The following is a 16073-nucleotide window of genomic DNA, read 5'->3' on the forward strand; positions in this document are numbered from 1 at the left end:
ATTGGAACAGTAACGAATTAAATCTTTTTCCAACTCATCACGGGTGCAGCATTACGACAAGCTAGGTGATGCCCGATCGCCCCCCAGTTTCTGGCTCGAACGATATCGCTCTGCTAAAATATGCCTGTAGTAATGCACTCGTTCACTCGCTCGTGCCGCAACGACGGGATTGTGCGGGGCTGCCAATCGAATCGCCTGGATGATTAAATGAAAGCGTGAAGTGCCATGACGCAGATTTTGAGCAAACGAGGGGATGACTTCGCCTCGATCGCCATTGAGTTGAAAGCGGTCAGGATTTGGACGACCAAAAAATAGCTGTTCCAAAACTGTGAGAGTGCCATGAAAGTTGATAATGAGTGGGCGATCGCGCGTGAACAATGCTTCAAACATTTCTTTGTCTAAATGCTGAGAATTTTCCGCGTCTTCTTCCAACACTCGCAAGTCGGTGACATTTACCACCCGCACCCGCAGTGCTGGCATTTCGTCCCGCAAGATGTGAGCGGCTGCCATGACTTCAACTGTGGAACGATCGCCAATTCCAACTAGCACTACATCAGGATCGATGCCTTCATCGGTGCTTGCCCAGTGCCAAATTGAAGCACCTGCCCGACAGTGCGTGATCGCTTCAGCCATCGTTAACCATTGCGGCATCGGATCAGCACTGGTAAGGATGAGATTAATCTGATCGGTCGTGTTTAAGCAGTGCGCGATCGTCGTGAGCAAACAGTTGGCATCTGGCGGTAGATAAACTCGCACGATTTCCGCTTTTTGCGTCAGCACAGCATTGATAAAACTAGAGCTTTGCTGAGAAAAGTCACTGGATTCCTGCTGCCACGGGGTTGAAACTGCTAAATAATTCAGAGAGGCGACGGATGATTGGGCAAAGCCCACGCTTCGCGAATGCCACGGGAATGTTTTGGACAGTTTCAAGAACCTGGCGTGCTGGTTCATCATGCTGATAATGCTGTTTAAAGACGCTTCATACGATAGAAAAAGTCCGTACCGACCTGTAAGCACATAGCCCTGAAGCCATCCTTGACAAGTGTGCTGGCTGAAAAACTCCAGCATCCGTTCTTTTCTCAAACTGACCTGCAAATCATCAGACTGAATCGAACCATGATCATTGCGATGGTTGACTTCTAGTACGCCTGATAAATTGCTCGACTCTAGCTGATCAAGGCAGAAAATACGGAACGTTTGTGGATTTTGCTCAATGACTGTTTTGATGTACTTTCCAATCTGTTCTGTACTGCTGAATTGATCTTCTTCATGTGAACAGGACTTTGTTTGAATTGGAATTTCAAAGTCAAAGATATTCGGTAAATTTAGGGGCTTGTAGACACCTTCGCCAGATATGTGAGCAAGACAGCCCATGCGTTGCTTATCTTGGGGGCAAAGATTTAGAATCTCTCGAATCGGGCAACCCTGTTGGTCAAACAATTCTTCAATTTTATAAGAGCGTAACCAGTCTTCTAGAAGCTGCAACTGTTGCGGATTGGTCTTTACATCTTTGGCAGGAATTGGGTGAGAGCGATGAGACTTCTCTATCGACGCTCCATCAATTTCCTGGATGCCTGTCCAGTCTTTGGGCGATCGCACAATCAATAAAGGAAACTTGGGTTGAGTAATCGCTTGCCCTAAACGTGCCGCTTGCTGAATTCTGCAAATCTCTCGATATGCCCAATCGAGTGAGCTATAAAGATCAGCATTTAGATCGAGCGCATTTTGAGTCGCCGAATCTTTGTCAAACTGATTTTTCTGACTGCCAACAATTCGGACTTGATAGCCGTAGCCTGTAAATCGTTGCTGAAGTTCAATATCACTCATCGCAGCGTAGATAGCGGGAGTTGAAGTCTTATCGCCATTGAGGTGCAAGATCGGCAGCACTGCGCCAGATTTTGCTGGATCGATCAACTTGTAGCTATCCCAGGCATTAGCTGTCGCTCCTGTTTCTGCTTCTTGATCGCTAATAACGCAAGCCACAATCAAGTCAGGATTATCCATGACTGCCCCAAAAGCAACAGCGAGAGCATAACCGAGTTCTTCACCTGCATAATCGTGATTCAGAAAACCACAGGGACAGGAAAAGCCGCGAATTAAGGTTGCCAGTCCATTAGCATCTAGAGTCAGTTCGGGATAACACGCCTGGATAGACCTTTCTAGGTAAAGGTTTGCCAACATTGCAGGTGTTCCGTATCCTGCCTCTGCGACGAGGAAAAGGCTGATGTCATGGTGCTGAATCAGGCAATTGAGGTGAACATAGATCAAGTTAATGCCAGGGCAAGTGCCCCAGTGTCCTAGCAGACAGTCTTTGATATGCTCCGACTTTAAGGGTTGCTTGAGTAGAAAATTGTCTTTCAGGTAGATTTGAGCCGCTGCAAGGTAATTCGTTAGGCGACAATAACGCGCGATCGCGTCTAGCTCCGCCTGATGAGCCGCCCGGACTTGTTGGATCGAAATTTCAGAATTGGCAGGAGTCGGCAGAATTGAGAAACGCATAGTTACTCACTTCAATAAAAATTTAGTTCCTTGTTTTGGGTCAAGGAGCTAGAGTCAAGGCTTGACCCAATCAGTTGAGCGACTCGAAAGGCAGAGCCGATTGCTCCTTCATGTAAACCATCCCCAAGGTAGGCTCCGGCATGGTAGGTGTTGTTCTCTCCATTGGTAGCAACTACTTCATCCCGGTATCGAAAGGATTCAGTGGTATACATCGGGGTATGGTGTTTCTGAATGTGAATGATGCGATCGGATGCAATCAACTCCTCTAGTTGGAATGATAAAAAATTATGCTGTGGCGACGAGATACCGCAAAGCTGATTTAGGCAGCCGTTATAGCCCCAGCGACTATCTGGCTTTTGGAAGTAATCAAATTCTGAGGGTTGTGTAATGCCTTGGCGGGCGTACATGGAAATATCTCTATGAACTAAGGTTGTTACATGGTTGGCTTTCCAGGCAGAAAACCGTTTGGTTTCAGCATCGGTTGGGTCTGCTAACAGCGCCATTACTTGATCAGGGGGTGTAGCAAACACGACTTTATCAAACTCCTGAATTTCACCCGTCGAGCGCACAATTTTGACAACATCCGAGCTTCTGGAAATACGGTCAATCTCTACATTCAGCACAATTTCACCCTTAAATCGCGCCAGGATTTTTTCAATGTAAGAATACACACCGCCTTTAACTCTGACCCAGTTGACCGCGAGATAGTCACGTAAAGTAGGGATTGCCAACTCTGCTGGAAAATCATCAATCAGTTCAAACGGCATTGAATAGCTATACATAACCACCAACTTCAGCCAGGTATCGCGGCTACCGGAGCCTTTCAAATATTCCGACAGCGGACGATTGGACAAATTTTGCAAGTTAGCAAATCGCGTTCTCAGCCATAATCCAGCGGAACGGACATAGATGGTATCAAGGCGTAACTGTTCGATCAGCCCGTGGATACCTGCGAAGTTTTTCTCGATGGTGACTGCTGATAGAAAGTGGCTGCCATCTTTGAGAAACATTGCTGAACCAATATCCACGGGTTCTAGTTCTACCCCTAGCTCTTGCATCAGCGAGATGAAGTTGTAAAAAACAGTTGGAAATTCGAGCACCCCGCTTTCCAAAATTTCATCGCAATCGGCTTGGTTCGGTTTCACGTTCTTGTTGAGTGTCCGAATGTGCCCTCCTAACATGGGTTGCCGCTCAAACACGGTGACATGATGTCCTTCTTTATCAAGCAGGTAAGCTGTAGCCATGCCGCTAGCTCCGCCACCAATAACAGCGATTCTCATAGTTGACCTCTAAGTTTATGAAATGGATAATGTGCGTAGGCGTAGCCCGCACTTCAGCAAGCTACCTCGGCTGCGCTCGGCACAAGTCAGTGACCATCGTAGACATCGCCTGTTTAGCCGTTGCCTAAAATCACGTCGCCCGATAATCGTTGGTAGAGCAATGCCCCCGTCCAAAATGTGGGAGCAAAGCCCGGATAGCCCGATGAGGCATTGCAGAAATAAAAATGGTTAAGGGAGGTTTCGTGATTCAGTCGCCCTAGACCCATATTGCGTGGGGTTAGACTGGAGCCGTAGGAATTTCCATTGGGACACCAGCAAAAACGCTCATTGGTAGTAGGACTACCTGTGATGTGGAAAACCATGTGTTTTCTAAAGTTCGGTACATAGTTTTTTTCCACAACATCGAGGATGGAATCTAAAATTTCTTGTTTTTTCTGGTTGTAAGCTTTGCGATCGCTCTCCCGTAATTGCTTGAAATAGTCGTAATTGGCAACGGTGAGGAATTCGACAATTTGACAGTCCTCTGGGCAGTCCCGACCCGCTTCTGTAAGTAAAGTGGGCGTTGTGATGGCAAAACTAGGATTAGAAAAGTCATTGCGCTCATACATCTGCGCGAAGGCTTCATTTAGATCGTGATGCCCAGTATGCGAGAGATTCCACTTGCCAAATCCATAGTCTCGGAGGTCGATATCTTTGACGACACAATAAGCCATGTAGTTAGATGCCGAATATTCATAGTTGAGTTTTCGGCGTACAGTTTTGGAGAACTTTTCCTCACCAATCATTTTGGCGGCTTTTTTGGGGTCAATATTGCAAATCACAGTATCACCCGTAAATTCATGGGTTTGATGGGTGGTGAGATCCATCGCCTGAACTCCCGTAACCGTTCTGTCTGTGACTCTAAAATTCGTGACTTCATGGTTGAGTAACACCTGTCCTCCATGCGATTCGATGACACTGACCAATGAATTAATCACATGCTCAAAATGCTGGGTTGGGTAAAATGCGCCTGCTTGATAGCCTCGGAACAATGCGACCCAGGCATAAAACGAGAGTTGATTTGGGGGCAGTAAAAAATCAAGCCATTGCAGGGCTAATAGGGTCTGGGCAGCTTGGGGTAGCTGAAACTTGTCAAATACATCCTGAAGTGTGCTGTTGAGATGCTGGACAGTACAGAATATTTCACTTGCATGGCTGAGTAGTTCAATTGGTTTGATCGGCGGAGCGAGTTTTTTCAAGCCTGCACCAGTCTTTTCCACTTCGTTGACGAATTGGCGAATGCGATCGCTATGAGCAGGAAACAGATTAGACAATCGCTGGATCAGTTCCTCTGGCTCCGAGGGAATATCCAACGTATGTTCAGGCATTCGCATGTGATCAAAGCCATTTGGGTCATACCGCTCAAAGGTCACTTCCCCATCCAAGCCCAGTTTTTTGAGTACCCGATTGACGGTTTGTCCTTCACCGCAGTCCCAGACATAGTGAAATTGGGCATTAAACGTATATTTTTTAGCCATCGTAAACGTATGACCAAAGCCCCCCGGATGCTCATGGGCTTCGAGGATTTGCACAGTCTTACCAGAGTTGGCCATTAAAGCACCAAAGACCAATGCTGATAAACCACTGCCGACAATCAGGTAATCCGGTAGGTCACTCATTTTTTTCCTTTAAATAAATTTTAATAACAGAGATTAGTCTCTTTTAACTAGTCTGATAGATGCCTCAGTTATTCCTTGACTCGATAATTCCTCATCATGCCAGCGTCTTCATGCTCCAAGGTATGGCAGTGGTATGTAAATAAGCCGCTATATTTCTCAAATTTCATGAGCAGCTTCACTCGCTCACCCGGCATTACCATTACAGTATCCTTCAAGCCCTCGTCTACGTAGCCATCCTTGACAGTTTGCCATCCTGCGGCAAGTTCTGGCAGCACTTCCCGACTAATGACTTGAAACTGCACGCCGTGTAGATGGATAGGGTGCGCCATGCCCTTCGCATCCATCACGGCTCCAGGGTTGAGTTTATTGATAATCTCCCACTGTTCAATAGAATTTAGCTTTACGGTTTCCTGTGGCGTTGCGGTATTCATTTCAAAGAGATGCCCATTGAGAACCCATTTCATACCTTTGAGAGAAAGCTCAATAGGACGTGGCTGTTTTGTAAGCTGTTTGGGTCGCCTTTGACAAGTTTTGCTGCGTAAGACCAAACTTGGGTTGTTTGTCCCGGTAAGATTGGAACCGTTGTCGGTGCAGCCTTCAGGTTGATTTCAATATCGGGAATGAATTTCGCATTCGGGCCACGGGCTACGGTGTTCCCCTTAGCCATTTCGGTGGTGGAAGATTGAGGCAAACAACTGGATAGTAGGCTCTGAATTCCACTTCCCATAACAAATCCGGCTGCAAGTCGAGTCACTCTAAGAAAATCTCGGCGGGCTAGGGGATATTGGTGAGTGGTTTTAATAGGCATATCGCTCTCATTTATGAATACATTAGTGAGGTTGTCTTGTCGGTTCAGAACTTTGCTCCCGCCACTTGGTAGCCAGCTGCCGTAATTACATCCTTGATGGCAGCTTCTGAGGCCTGAGTTTCCACTGATACAATCTTGGTTTTTGGATCGCCCTGAACGATCGCTTTAGCATCAACTGTTCTAATCGCTTGAGTGATGGTGTTTACACAACCACCACAGGTCATTCCAGGAACTTTTAGTTGGAGTTTCATAATGTCAAATCCTTATTTTTGTGTGGTTGAGTTAGGAAAAACGTTTTGGACAATCAGCAATGCTTTTCTCCACTTTTCAACCAGTTCCGCTTCAGTGTTCGGGCAGTAATCTGTACAGTCAACTGCTTGTTCGGTCAGTACGGTTACTGGATGGAGAGCGCACTTAAGATAGGGATTACCGCTAAAATATTGACAGCGGTGACACGGAACCTTATGATGCGGTTTGAAGTTGAATGAATGCCGCCGACCCTTGGGAATGCAAGCATAAATTGCAGCAGCGATCCCTGAGAGTATTACAAGGCTAATGATAATCAGGAAAGCTGCATTTAGTGCAGGGAGAGTTTCAATCCCTCGCTGGCTTGGAGGAAGTGAATTAGATGGCTGAGTTGCTATGGATTGTGCTTCCATTTGTGTTCCTTCCTGAACATAGAATCACCTTTGGGAGTGATAAGTGCTAACTTCGAGATTTTTTGGAGCTAGGACTTATCATGCTTCTGTTTTCGTAAGAGCTGCCTGAAGTTTTGCCTCATCTTCGTGGGATAATGAAGTTCGTAGGACTTTTCCCTCAAATTTGCTCAAGTCTTCCAAAACCTTGTCAGGTGTAGACTTTCTCACCAAGATAAAAATGGCAGAGGTTCCAGGTTCGATCGTGTTGCCTAGTTCTTGAATGAAGTTGTCATCAATGCCGATATCCGTTAATGCACCGGAAAGGGCACCCACTGCTGCACCAAAAATTGCTAGCATGGGATGAAGGAAGATCAAGCCGATTAACAGTCCCCAGAAGCCGCCACTTAATGCACCAGAAGCGACAAGTTCTTGAGTCTGCTTAACCTTGACTTTGCCGTGTCTATTTCTGACCACGATCGCGGCATCTTCTAGATCGATCAAATATTCCCGCTCCAGTTTTCTGAGATCAAGCAATACTTCATCTGCCTTAAATTCATCTGGAAAGCCAATCACAATTAGATCACTCATATTTTCCTACCTATTAAAATGAATACTTAGCTTTGAAGAGGAAAAACTTTCATAAAAATAATCACAGTTTCTGGTTCTAAAAAAACGGCAAGAAGACTGTTGTTTTCTATCTCACCGAAAGCTTGTTGTAAAGGCGAGCAACCAAAGCTACATACAAACCTATACCCATAGACCAAACGAGAAGACCGACGATAAAGCTTCCCCAGGTAACGCTTCGGATAATCCCAGACAGATTAGCGTGAAGAACATAGCTAAAGAATCCCATTGTTGCTTGAGGTGCCACTATTAGGAACAGAACACAAACTAAATAAGCAATGCCTGTAGTAATCGCTGTGGCAAGAAATAGCGATCGCACACTTAATATCGGTACTGTATAACTACATACACGATTTCCTACACTATGCTGAATACTATGGGTCATGATGAGACTCCTGTGCATGAGATAGTTTTCTTTGGGTGTTGCGACGACCCCACGGTAAAAATGCAGGAGTTACTGCGGCATAACGAACATACTCGTCACCAAATTCTGCTAAGGCATCCCGTTCTTCTTGGTGTGCTAATCGGATGTACATCGTGACCAAAATAGGGAACATGAGCAATGTCAAGAGAGTGGGCCATTGCAGCAAAAAGCCCAACATGATGACAATGAAGCCGACATACTGCGGATGGCGAATGGTTGAATATGGCCCTGAAACCGCCAATGTATGACTTCGTTGAGCTTTGTAGAGAACTTCCCAAGCACTGCCTAAATAAATTAGTCCACCAAAAATCAACACGCTACTCAAAAGGTGAATCGGATTCAAATGAGGATCACCCTTCCACCCCAGCAGAGTCCACCAAAGATGCCCAGAATCATGGGAAAAAATGTTCAGTCCTGGATAGCGGGTTTGCAGCCAGCCGGAGAATAAGTAAAGCGTTAAGGGAAACCCATACATTTCTGCGAACAATGCCACAATGAACGCCGAGAATGCCCCGAACGATCGCCAATCTCTAGGGTTACGCGGCTTGGTGAAACTAAAGGCAAAGATGATAAATATCAGAGAATTAATAATCACTAACCACCACAGCCCATAAGCAGGAACGTTACTCATGTCCTTCATGGTTCGATCTCCTTGAAATAGATTGATTTGCAGAGTCAGAATTACCGCCTTCTCGGCTATTGCTGCCGTCACCACCTCCATGTCCCCCATGTCCGCCATGTCCTCCGTGCATAAATAGATGCATGAATATACAGAGGAACAGTAAAGAGTACGGTAAGAAGCCCGCCAAATGTGCCCGATGTTCTGTAATTAGGAAGTATGCAATAATCCCGATTGACACATACAGCACAAGCTTAATTGGCAAACTAAGACGAGTTTGCTGATGATCGGGCTGGGGCTGATTCGATGAACCATGTTGATGCATAAAGACCTCATTCTGAATAGAACGACTTGCGATTCTCTTTTAGAGAGGCTACGCGATCGCCAAATCCGCGATTACCAGACTCCAGTTTTAGAAGATATCTGACCTACGACAATTGTTAAGCCGTATTACCCAGATTGACGATCGCTTACCCTGCTAAACAAGCTCAATCATCGATTCCAGGCTTACTGCCATCCTTGCATCTGTGCGATTTCAGCATTTTGAGATTTGATGATTGACTGAGCCAAAGTGCGGATCTCTAGATGAACAGCACGCCCAGATGCCATCTGAGCCATCTTCACCGCCATTTGATGATGAGGAATCATTTGCCGTATAAATTCCTTGTCAAAGTCCGGGGCTTTCTTAAGCGCATCAATGTCCGTCTTCATGCTCATCATGCCCTGCCCTTGACCCATCATGCCCTGCCCTTGACCCATCATGCCTTGCCCTTGACCCATCATGCCTGAGCCTGTGCCCTGCCCTTGTTTATGGTGGTTTCCCATCATGCCCATGTCAGTCATTGAATGTGCAGGGACTTCTTTGCCGTACCACTTTTTGTACCAGGTACGCATCTCTTCAATTTCAAGAGTTTGCTCTTTTTTAATTGCTTCAGCTATTTTTTTTACTTCTGGGCGTTTGGCGCGACTCAAAGCCAGGTCAGCCATTGCGATCGCATCTTGGTGATGAGGGATCATCATTTCGATAAAATGTTGATCGACTTGGATTGATCTGGGTTGTTGAGGATTTCCTGATGCAGGTAATGACTGAGCCTGTTTGCTGTTGACAAGGACGAATCCGGCAGCAGCACCACTACTGAGTAGCCCGACTAAGCTGTAAACTAAAAACTTCTTATTCATAAATTCAGCTTGGTTAGGGGATGACCAAGTTCCTCTATCTTTCAAGCTACGCTCAGATTATGAGAAACCTATGAGCGATTCAAGGTTTATGTCTTTAGAAAGATTTTTCTAGATTTTAGGCGATTAGCACTTCATTTCATCTTGATTTCATCATCTCCAATTATCGTTATTTTTAGATAGAAGTATGCGGACTCCCTGATTACCGCGCTCAACCTGTAAAGGAGTTAGCCCTATGAAAATTTTGGTGGTAGAAGATGATGAGGCAAATGCCGATATGCTTGCTTGTATTCTCTGCAACCAAAATTACACGGTTGAAGTCGCTAAAGATGGAGAGGTTGCTTGGGAACTGATTGTCGTTTATGACTATGATTTATTACTGATAGATATTACGCTTCCTCATTTAGACGGAATAAGTCTCTGTCGTAGAATCAGAACGCACAGCTATCAAATGCCAATTCTACTGGTTACTGGGCGAAGCAGTAGCCACGACCAAGCAATCGGGCTAGATGCAGGTGCTGATGCCTACATGGTGAAACCGTTCGATCATGAGGTATTGATTGCTGGAATTCGAGCCTTGCTGCGTCGCAGAGGAACAGCTTTTCAATCTGTGCTGGAGTGGGGTAGTTTGCGGTTTGATCCGGCAACTCGTGAAGTCACTTATGCAGGGCAACCTCTATACTTGAGTCCCAAGGAGTTTTCGATACTAGAGTTTTTTTTGCGGAATGGTCGTCGAGTCTTTACCTACAGCGTGATTTTGGATCAACTCTGGGCCTATGAGGAGACTCCTGGCGAAGATGCTGTGAGAACTCATATTAAAGGGCTACGGCAGAAATTTAGGAGGGTCGGCGCTCCCACAGATTTGATTGAAACGGTTTATGGGCTGGGTTATCGGCTTAAACCGTTGGAAGCGATCGCCGATTCAATCAGCACGGATCAATTCACGTCTTCTCAGGGGACTCAACCGATTCAACAACAAACCCTCAGTGCCTTATCCAAAGTTTGGGATCGCTTTAAAACTAGAGTAGATGAACAGATCAGAATTCTAGAGCAAGCGAGTGCCGTTTTGATGCAACAGATGCTGAGTCCAGATATTCAACAACAGGCATCTCAGGAAGCTCACACCCTATCAGACTCACTTGCGACCTTTGGATTGTCCGAAGGCTCTCGAATCGCTGAAAAAATTGAACAACTGCTACGCGTCAACGAATCCTTGAAATCGGAGCAAACCCTCTGCCTTTGCGAACTGGTGACTGCCCTGCGTCAAGAAATCGATCGCGCATCGAATAACTTAACTACAGAACGGAGCGAGCAGGAAGAGTCTGTGTTTGCGAATGAGCGTCCTCTGTTATTGATCATTGATGCCGATCGCCAACTGGCGGAACAGTTGGTGAATGAAGCTGTGAACTGGGGATTTCGGAGCGCGATCGCAACGACTCTTTCCGAAGCCGAAACAAAAATTGAGCAGGATGCGCCTACAGTTGTGCTACTTGATCCCGACATTACTCATCCCACAACAGATAGTTTAAGACTGCTGGCAAAGCTCAGTCATCAAACTCCTGCTGTGCCGGTTCTCGTTTTAACCAGTCACGATCAATTAACCGATCGCCTAGAAGTTGCCCAACTCGGCGGACATGGTTTTTTACACAAACCCTTGCCCCCGGCTCATGTGCTGAAAGCGGTCGCTCAAGCGGCGCAACGAGCAGAGGCAGCAAAGCAACGGGTGATGGTCATCGATGACGATCCCCAGATTCTCGCAACTCTAAAGGGGTTTCTAGAACCCTGGGGATTGAGCGTAACAACGCTGAATGATCCTCAACGATTTTGGGAAACGCTAGAATCCTGCTCACCCGATTTGCTGATTCTAGATATGAAAATGCCTGATTTGAGCGGTGTTGAGCTTTGCCAGATTATCCGCAACGACTCGCACTGGGGTCACTTGCCGATCATTTTTTTGATAGCGCATACTGATGCCACAATCATTAATCAAGTGTTTTCAGTGGGTGCAGATGACTTTGTGAGCAAGCCGATCGTGAATCCAGAATTGGTCAGTCGCATCATCAATCGACTGGAGCGGATCAAACTCCTTCAAAATGCTGCTGAGACTGATCATTTGACCAAACTCTCTAATCGCCGTAAGTCAACTCAAGACTTAAACAAATATCTTCAACTTGCAAATCAACAGAATCAGCCGCTCTGTCTAGCAGTTCTGGACTTAGACAATTTCAAGGAGATCAACGATCGTCATGGGTACAATACTGGCGATATGGTGATGCGTCAGTGGGGACAGTTCCTCCGGCAGACTTTTAGGCAAAATGCAGTCATTGCTCGCTGGGAAAGCGATGAATTTGTGGTTGCCTTATCTAGCATGATTAAGGCAGATGGCATTCAAAGACTCACTCAATTATTAGCAACGCTCCACCACAGACAATTTGTTGCTCCTGATCAGACTCAATTTCGGATCACATTTAGCGCTGGAATTGCTCAATATCCAGATGATGGAACGGATTTGCATTCTCTTTATCAAGCTGCATCCGAAGCCTTGCATCAGTCTAAAGTTGCTGGGTGTGCCTGTATTTTTTCTGCGGAAGGCTCTAGAGTGTCAGTCTAGTAGAAAGTATTGACAAATCAGACAAACAGTGATGTCTAAACTTGGTAATTTTTGTAGTAAAAGTTTGCGAAATATGAGCAAGAACATGGAGATTGTGGACAATAGCTATGCGTCGAAGATCAATACTTTGGCAAAGGCTCAGTAAGCAAAAGATTTTTGCGTAAACCAATGCAAGTAGTAAGACAAAATTAATTACACAAATTTCGACCTGAAACCCTTATCCAGTCTAAAATCTAATGTATAAATATTTCTGTGCGATTAATTAACAGGCTTTGTCTCCCTGCCGAATGGCACACTTGAAAAGTCGAAACACAAGTGGTTTAGGGACTTCCAGAGAATAAATGACCCAATTTATTCAGATGATATTCTTCTTTTCCCCCTGCTCCCCTGCCTACACAGCGATTGATTATTTTTTTAATTGGAAGTCCCTTAAGCAGTTTGCAATTGCTTGCGTAATTCATGCTGGGGTTTCGTCATCAAGGAGTAAGCTTTTGGGCGACATTTACGGACTCGTGCTTCGCTTATACCTGGACGAAAACTCAAACTTTTCTTATCTCCTCATAAGTTCCTCAGATTGTTTTTTTACAGTCAAAGTGGGTATGTAAAAACTGTTGCATACAAACGCCCTCGCTCGCATTCTGGCATTGGGGAAGGTTTTATGCATTAGAGAGGAATGGCACTAAGTTAAGATACACCCCTTGCCCCAACTGGTTTTCAGCTTTGAGGCTGGGAACGAGGCTACATAAGTCTTTGGGCTTTTCTTAGTGCCATTCGTATCAGAGAGTTTAAGTGGCGAACAATGATTCTGAAATCAGCGATGGAGAACAGTAATGTTAGATATCGATGAAATGAGCACAAAAGAGATCCATGATCTCTTGCAAAAGGTAGGACATGGGCACTTAGGTTGTGCCCTTGAAGGACATCCCTATGTTGTGCCTATGCATTATTATTTCGACGACCCAGATATTTACATCTTCACCACGGTGGGGATGAAGACTAAGTATATGGATGTAAATCCAGAAGTCTGTTTGCAAGTTGAAGATGTCCACAACCTACAGCATTGGCGCAGCGTTACTGTGACGGGTCGAGCCGAACACATCACAGAGCAGCAAGATATCGATCGCGTGATGCAATTTGTCAAAACGCAAAACCCAACGCTTTCGCCCGCGATTAATCGCACCTGGATTGATGCCTGGGGTCGTGCAGAGGTTATGGCGCTCTACCGTATCCATCCCAGTGAGATGAGTGGACGCACCACTGATGGCATCAGCAGTCAGTGAAAATCGAAGATTTTGGACAAGATTATGCTGACTGAAGGCTGATTTGAGTTCTGCGTTAGCGTAAAGCCTGCGGCATGGCTTCGCTTAGCGCGCAGCGTTCCACAGGAAAGCTCACCGTACCCCTACGGGGATCTTGCTACACGTAGCGTTACGCAGGAAAGGTATCGCTTGCCATTTGTATCTTATGGCGTGAGCATACCAATATGCCCGACTTGCCAAGCGTCTTGGGGCATAGAACTTTACTAACTCTCGAAAATTTCGCCTTAGTTTCATCATCATAAAAATCTGATAGTCAAGACATCGCAGCAAACTAGGAGGATTCATTTGTGAACCACGATCACCATAATCATCAGCAAACGCAGCCCAAGCCGGGAAACGCTGGGCACGATGAACACGGAAAGCAAGTTAAAAAGAATCCGCATGACAGTGATCCACACGGCAACCAAGGGGGACGCAATCAACACGCGGGGCACGATAAACATGCTGGACACAGCCCAGAGATTTTCAAACGACGCTTCTTTATTTGCCTCTTGCTAACGCTGCCCATTCTCTATTTTGCGCCAATATTTCAGACTTGGTTAAATTATCAAGCCATCCAATTTCCGGGTGCGAAGTGGGTTATTCCCATTTTCTCAACTATTGTTTATTTCTATGGTGGTTGGGTCTTTCTAAAGGGAGCCTACTACGAACTCCGCAGTAAAATTGGCATGATGACTCTGGTTGCTTTAGCCATCACCGTGGCGTTTATCTACAGTGTGGCAGTGACTTTCGGATTGAAGGGAGATTCTTTCTACTGGGAACTGGCAACCTTAGTCGATATCATGCTGCTCGGTCACTGGATGGAAATGGCTTCTGTGCTGGGAGCTAGCAATGCGCTAGGAGAACTTGCCAAGTTAGTGCCTTCTGTCGCTCACAAGCAGGCGAATGGGCGGAGCGAAGATGTCCAAGTAAGCGCATTAGTTGAGGGCGATATAATTCTGATTCGTCCTGGCGAACAAGTCCCGATCGATGGTGAGATCGTCGAGGGTACTTCCAATGTCAATGAATCCTTTCTCACGGGAGAGTCGCGCCCAGTGGTTAAAAAAGCCAATGATGAAGCGATCGCCGGAGCGGTCAATGGAGAAGGTGCTTTGACAGTCAAGGTCACTCGCACCGGAGATCAAACAACCCTGAGCCAGATTATGCGTATGGTTAAGGAAGCGCAGACATCTAAAAGTAAATTTCAATCACTAGCCGATCGACTTGCCTATTGGCTAACTTTAATCGCGATCGGGATCGCTACACTAGCATTCGTAGTTTGGATATCTATTAAACCAGATGATTTAGCCTTTGCCGTTAGTCGTGCGGTTACTGTATTAGTGATTGCTTGTCCTCATGCGTTAGGGTTAGCAGTCCCCTTAGTGCTGGTCAATGCTACTGCAATGTCTGCTAAAAATGGCATCCTGGTGAGAAACCGAGAAGCGTTTGAACGAGCCAAAGGCATTAAAACAATCGCATTTGATAAGACAGGGACATTGACGACAGGACATTTTGGCGTGCAACGAATTTATACAGATAGTATAGATGAGTTAAAAGCTTTGGGCATTTCTGCTTCCCTAGAATCTTTATCAGAACACCCCCTCGGACAATCGATCGTGGAAGAAGCCAGCCATCGCAAACTTCAGCTTTCAAAAGCCAGTGACTTCAAAGCAGTTCCCGGTCAGGGCGTTGAAGGCGTAGTAGACGGTCAGCGCTATCGGGTTGGCAGACCAGAATGGGTTCAGGAGTTGAAATTGCAGTTTCCGCCAGCGTTGCAAAAGGGACTACAAGAACGTGAATCTCGTGGTGAAAGTGCAATCGTCCTGATGGACGACAAGCAAGTTCTCGCCCTATTCGGGTTAGCAGATCAGGTGCGGGCATCTGCACGAGAAGCGGTTGTAAAATTACAGAAAATGGACGTGCAGGTGGTAATGATTACAGGCGATGCCGAAGCCGTTGCCAAGGCCGTTGCTGGGGATTTGCAGATCGATCGCTACTATGCTCGTGTCTTACCACAGGATAAAGCTGCGCTAATTCATCGGCTCAAAGCTGAGAAGCCGACCGCCTTTGTGGGCGATGGCATCAATGATGCACCTGCTTTAACCGAGTCAGATTTAGGACTGGCGATCGGAGCCGGAACCAATGTTGCGATCGAATCTGCGGATCTAATCTTAGTTAAAAGCGATCCGCTTGATGCAACTTACGCGCTTAAACTTGCGAAAGCTACCTACAGTAAAATGGCTCAGAACTTGTTATGGGCAGCTGGGTACAACGTTGTTGCCATTCCCTTAGCGGCAGGAGTTGGCTACCCATTCGGCATTCTATTAACACCAGCAATAGCTGCCATACTGATGAGCGTTTCGACAGTTGTTGTTTCATTTAATGCAATGTCGTTACGTGGCATTCGTTTGCATGATTGAGTACATCAGAACAAATCT

General features: G+C 46.0%; 15 protein-coding genes. 3 read left to right on the forward strand and 12 right to left on the reverse strand.

The annotated features are described in order from the left end of the window. Positions 1 to 51: 51 nt before the first annotated feature. The 12 genes from FD723_RS39440 to FD723_RS39490 all read right to left on the reverse strand — a co-directional run bounded on the left by FD723_RS39440 (position 52) and on the right by FD723_RS39490 (position 9729). Positions 52 to 2499 carry a phosphoketolase family protein gene (locus tag FD723_RS39440; protein ID WP_179070575.1) on the reverse strand — a complete coding sequence of 816 codons (2448 nt, stop codon included), beginning with the start codon at positions 2497 to 2499 and terminating at the stop codon, positions 52 to 54. 11 nt (positions 2500 to 2510) lie between these two features. After that, the gene (locus FD723_RS39445; protein WP_179070576.1) at positions 2511 to 3779 is read right to left on the reverse strand and encodes an FAD-dependent oxidoreductase; all 1269 of its coding nucleotides are present in this window, start codon (positions 3777 to 3779) and stop codon (positions 2511 to 2513) included. A 113-nt stretch (positions 3780 to 3892) separates the two neighbouring features. Further along, on the reverse strand, positions 3893 to 5437 hold the full coding sequence (locus FD723_RS39450) for an NAD(P)/FAD-dependent oxidoreductase (RefSeq protein WP_179070577.1): 1545 nt from the start codon (positions 5435 to 5437) through the stop codon (positions 3893 to 3895). A 68-nt stretch (positions 5438 to 5505) separates the two neighbouring features. Continuing rightward, positions 5506 to 5868 carry a multicopper oxidase domain-containing protein gene (locus FD723_RS43745; RefSeq protein ID WP_256875423.1) on the reverse strand — a complete coding sequence of 121 codons (363 nt, stop codon included), beginning with the start codon at positions 5866 to 5868 and terminating at the stop codon, positions 5506 to 5508. Between the two features lie 29 nt (positions 5869 to 5897). Next, positions 5898 to 6245, reverse strand: a complete 348-nt coding sequence (locus tag FD723_RS43750; RefSeq protein WP_256875424.1) for a hypothetical protein — start codon at positions 6243 to 6245, stop codon at positions 5898 to 5900. Positions 6246 to 6289: 44 nt separating this feature from the next. Continuing rightward, positions 6290 to 6496, reverse strand: coding sequence for a heavy-metal-associated domain-containing protein (locus FD723_RS39460; protein WP_179070578.1), 207 nt, complete (start codon positions 6494 to 6496; stop codon positions 6290 to 6292). 12 nt (positions 6497 to 6508) lie between these two features. Next, the gene (locus FD723_RS39465) at positions 6509 to 6904 is read right to left on the reverse strand and encodes a hypothetical protein (protein ID WP_179070579.1); all 396 of its coding nucleotides are present in this window, start codon (positions 6902 to 6904) and stop codon (positions 6509 to 6511) included. Between the two features lie 78 nt (positions 6905 to 6982). After that, positions 6983 to 7471, reverse strand: coding sequence for a DUF1269 domain-containing protein (locus tag FD723_RS39470; protein WP_179070580.1), 489 nt, complete (start codon positions 7469 to 7471; stop codon positions 6983 to 6985). 106 nt (positions 7472 to 7577) lie between these two features. Further along, positions 7578 to 7892: a DUF5676 family membrane protein gene (locus FD723_RS39475; protein WP_179070581.1), complete on the reverse strand. Its 315-nt coding sequence runs from the start codon at positions 7890 to 7892 to the stop codon at positions 7578 to 7580. Next, on the reverse strand, positions 7882 to 8562 hold the full coding sequence (locus tag FD723_RS39480; protein ID WP_179070657.1) for an isoprenylcysteine carboxylmethyltransferase family protein: 681 nt from the start codon (positions 8560 to 8562) through the stop codon (positions 7882 to 7884). The genes FD723_RS39475 and FD723_RS39480 overlap by 11 nt, the downstream gene beginning before the upstream one ends. Beyond that, positions 8555 to 8875, reverse strand: coding sequence for a DUF2933 domain-containing protein (locus FD723_RS39485; protein WP_179070582.1), 321 nt, complete (start codon positions 8873 to 8875; stop codon positions 8555 to 8557). The genes FD723_RS39480 and FD723_RS39485 overlap by 8 nt, the downstream gene beginning before the upstream one ends. A 182-nt stretch (positions 8876 to 9057) precedes the next feature. Next, the gene (locus FD723_RS39490) at positions 9058 to 9729 is read right to left on the reverse strand and encodes a DUF305 domain-containing protein (RefSeq protein ID WP_179070583.1); all 672 of its coding nucleotides are present in this window, start codon (positions 9727 to 9729) and stop codon (positions 9058 to 9060) included. Positions 9730 to 9961: 232 nt separating this feature from the next. Between FD723_RS39490 and FD723_RS39495 the strand changes: the two genes are divergently transcribed. The 3 genes from FD723_RS39495 (at position 9962) to FD723_RS39505 (ending at position 16055) form a co-directional block, all read left to right on the forward strand. Next, positions 9962 to 12337 carry a response regulator gene (locus tag FD723_RS39495; protein WP_179070584.1) on the forward strand — a complete coding sequence of 792 codons (2376 nt, stop codon included), beginning with the start codon at positions 9962 to 9964 and terminating at the stop codon, positions 12335 to 12337. An 830-nt stretch (positions 12338 to 13167) separates the two neighbouring features. Beyond that, the gene (locus FD723_RS39500) at positions 13168 to 13617 is read left to right on the forward strand and encodes a pyridoxamine 5'-phosphate oxidase family protein (RefSeq protein WP_179070585.1); all 450 of its coding nucleotides are present in this window, start codon (positions 13168 to 13170) and stop codon (positions 13615 to 13617) included. A 326-nt stretch (positions 13618 to 13943) separates the two neighbouring features. Then, complete coding sequence (locus tag FD723_RS39505) at positions 13944 to 16055, forward strand: heavy metal translocating P-type ATPase (protein ID WP_179070586.1); 2112 nt, start codon at positions 13944 to 13946, stop codon at positions 16053 to 16055. Positions 16056 to 16073: the final 18 nt, after the last annotated feature.

Origin of the sequence: Nostoc sp. C052 (assembly GCF_013393905.1) — a bacterium.
Taxonomy (GTDB): domain Bacteria; phylum Cyanobacteriota; class Cyanobacteriia; order Cyanobacteriales; family Nostocaceae; genus Nostoc.

Coding starts and splice junctions, on each gene's coding strand:
- FD723_RS39450 (WP_179070577.1), bottom strand. CDS start 5,437: ATGAGTGACCTACCGGATTACCTGATTGTCGGCAGTGGTTTATCAGCA.
- FD723_RS39470 (WP_179070580.1), bottom strand. CDS start 7,471: ATGAGTGATCTAATTGTGATTGGCTTTCCAGATGAATTTAAGGCAGAT.
- FD723_RS39495 (WP_179070584.1), top strand. CDS start 9,962: ATGAAAATTTTGGTGGTAGAAGATGATGAGGCAAATGCCGATATGCTT.
- FD723_RS39485 (WP_179070582.1), bottom strand. CDS start 8,875: ATGCATCAACATGGTTCATCGAATCAGCCCCAGCCCGATCATCAGCAA.
- FD723_RS43745 (WP_256875423.1), bottom strand. CDS start 5,868: ATGAATACCGCAACGCCACAGGAAACCGTAAAGCTAAATTCTATTGAA.
- FD723_RS39490 (WP_179070583.1), bottom strand. CDS start 9,729: ATGAATAAGAAGTTTTTAGTTTACAGCTTAGTCGGGCTACTCAGTAGT.
- FD723_RS39465 (WP_179070579.1), bottom strand. CDS start 6,904: ATGGAAGCACAATCCATAGCAACTCAGCCATCTAATTCACTTCCTCCA.
- FD723_RS43750 (WP_256875424.1), bottom strand. CDS start 6,245: ATGCCTATTAAAACCACTCACCAATATCCCCTAGCCCGCCGAGATTTT.
- FD723_RS39440 (WP_179070575.1), bottom strand. CDS start 2,499: ATGCGTTTCTCAATTCTGCCGACTCCTGCCAATTCTGAAATTTCGATC.
- FD723_RS39460 (WP_179070578.1), bottom strand. CDS start 6,496: ATGAAACTCCAACTAAAAGTTCCTGGAATGACCTGTGGTGGTTGTGTA.
- FD723_RS39475 (WP_179070581.1), bottom strand. CDS start 7,892: ATGACCCATAGTATTCAGCATAGTGTAGGAAATCGTGTATGTAGTTAT.
- FD723_RS39445 (WP_179070576.1), bottom strand. CDS start 3,779: ATGAGAATCGCTGTTATTGGTGGCGGAGCTAGCGGCATGGCTACAGCT.
- FD723_RS39480 (WP_179070657.1), bottom strand. CDS start 8,562: ATGAGTAACGTTCCTGCTTATGGGCTGTGGTGGTTAGTGATTATTAAT.
- FD723_RS39500 (WP_179070585.1), top strand. CDS start 13,168: ATGTTAGATATCGATGAAATGAGCACAAAAGAGATCCATGATCTCTTG.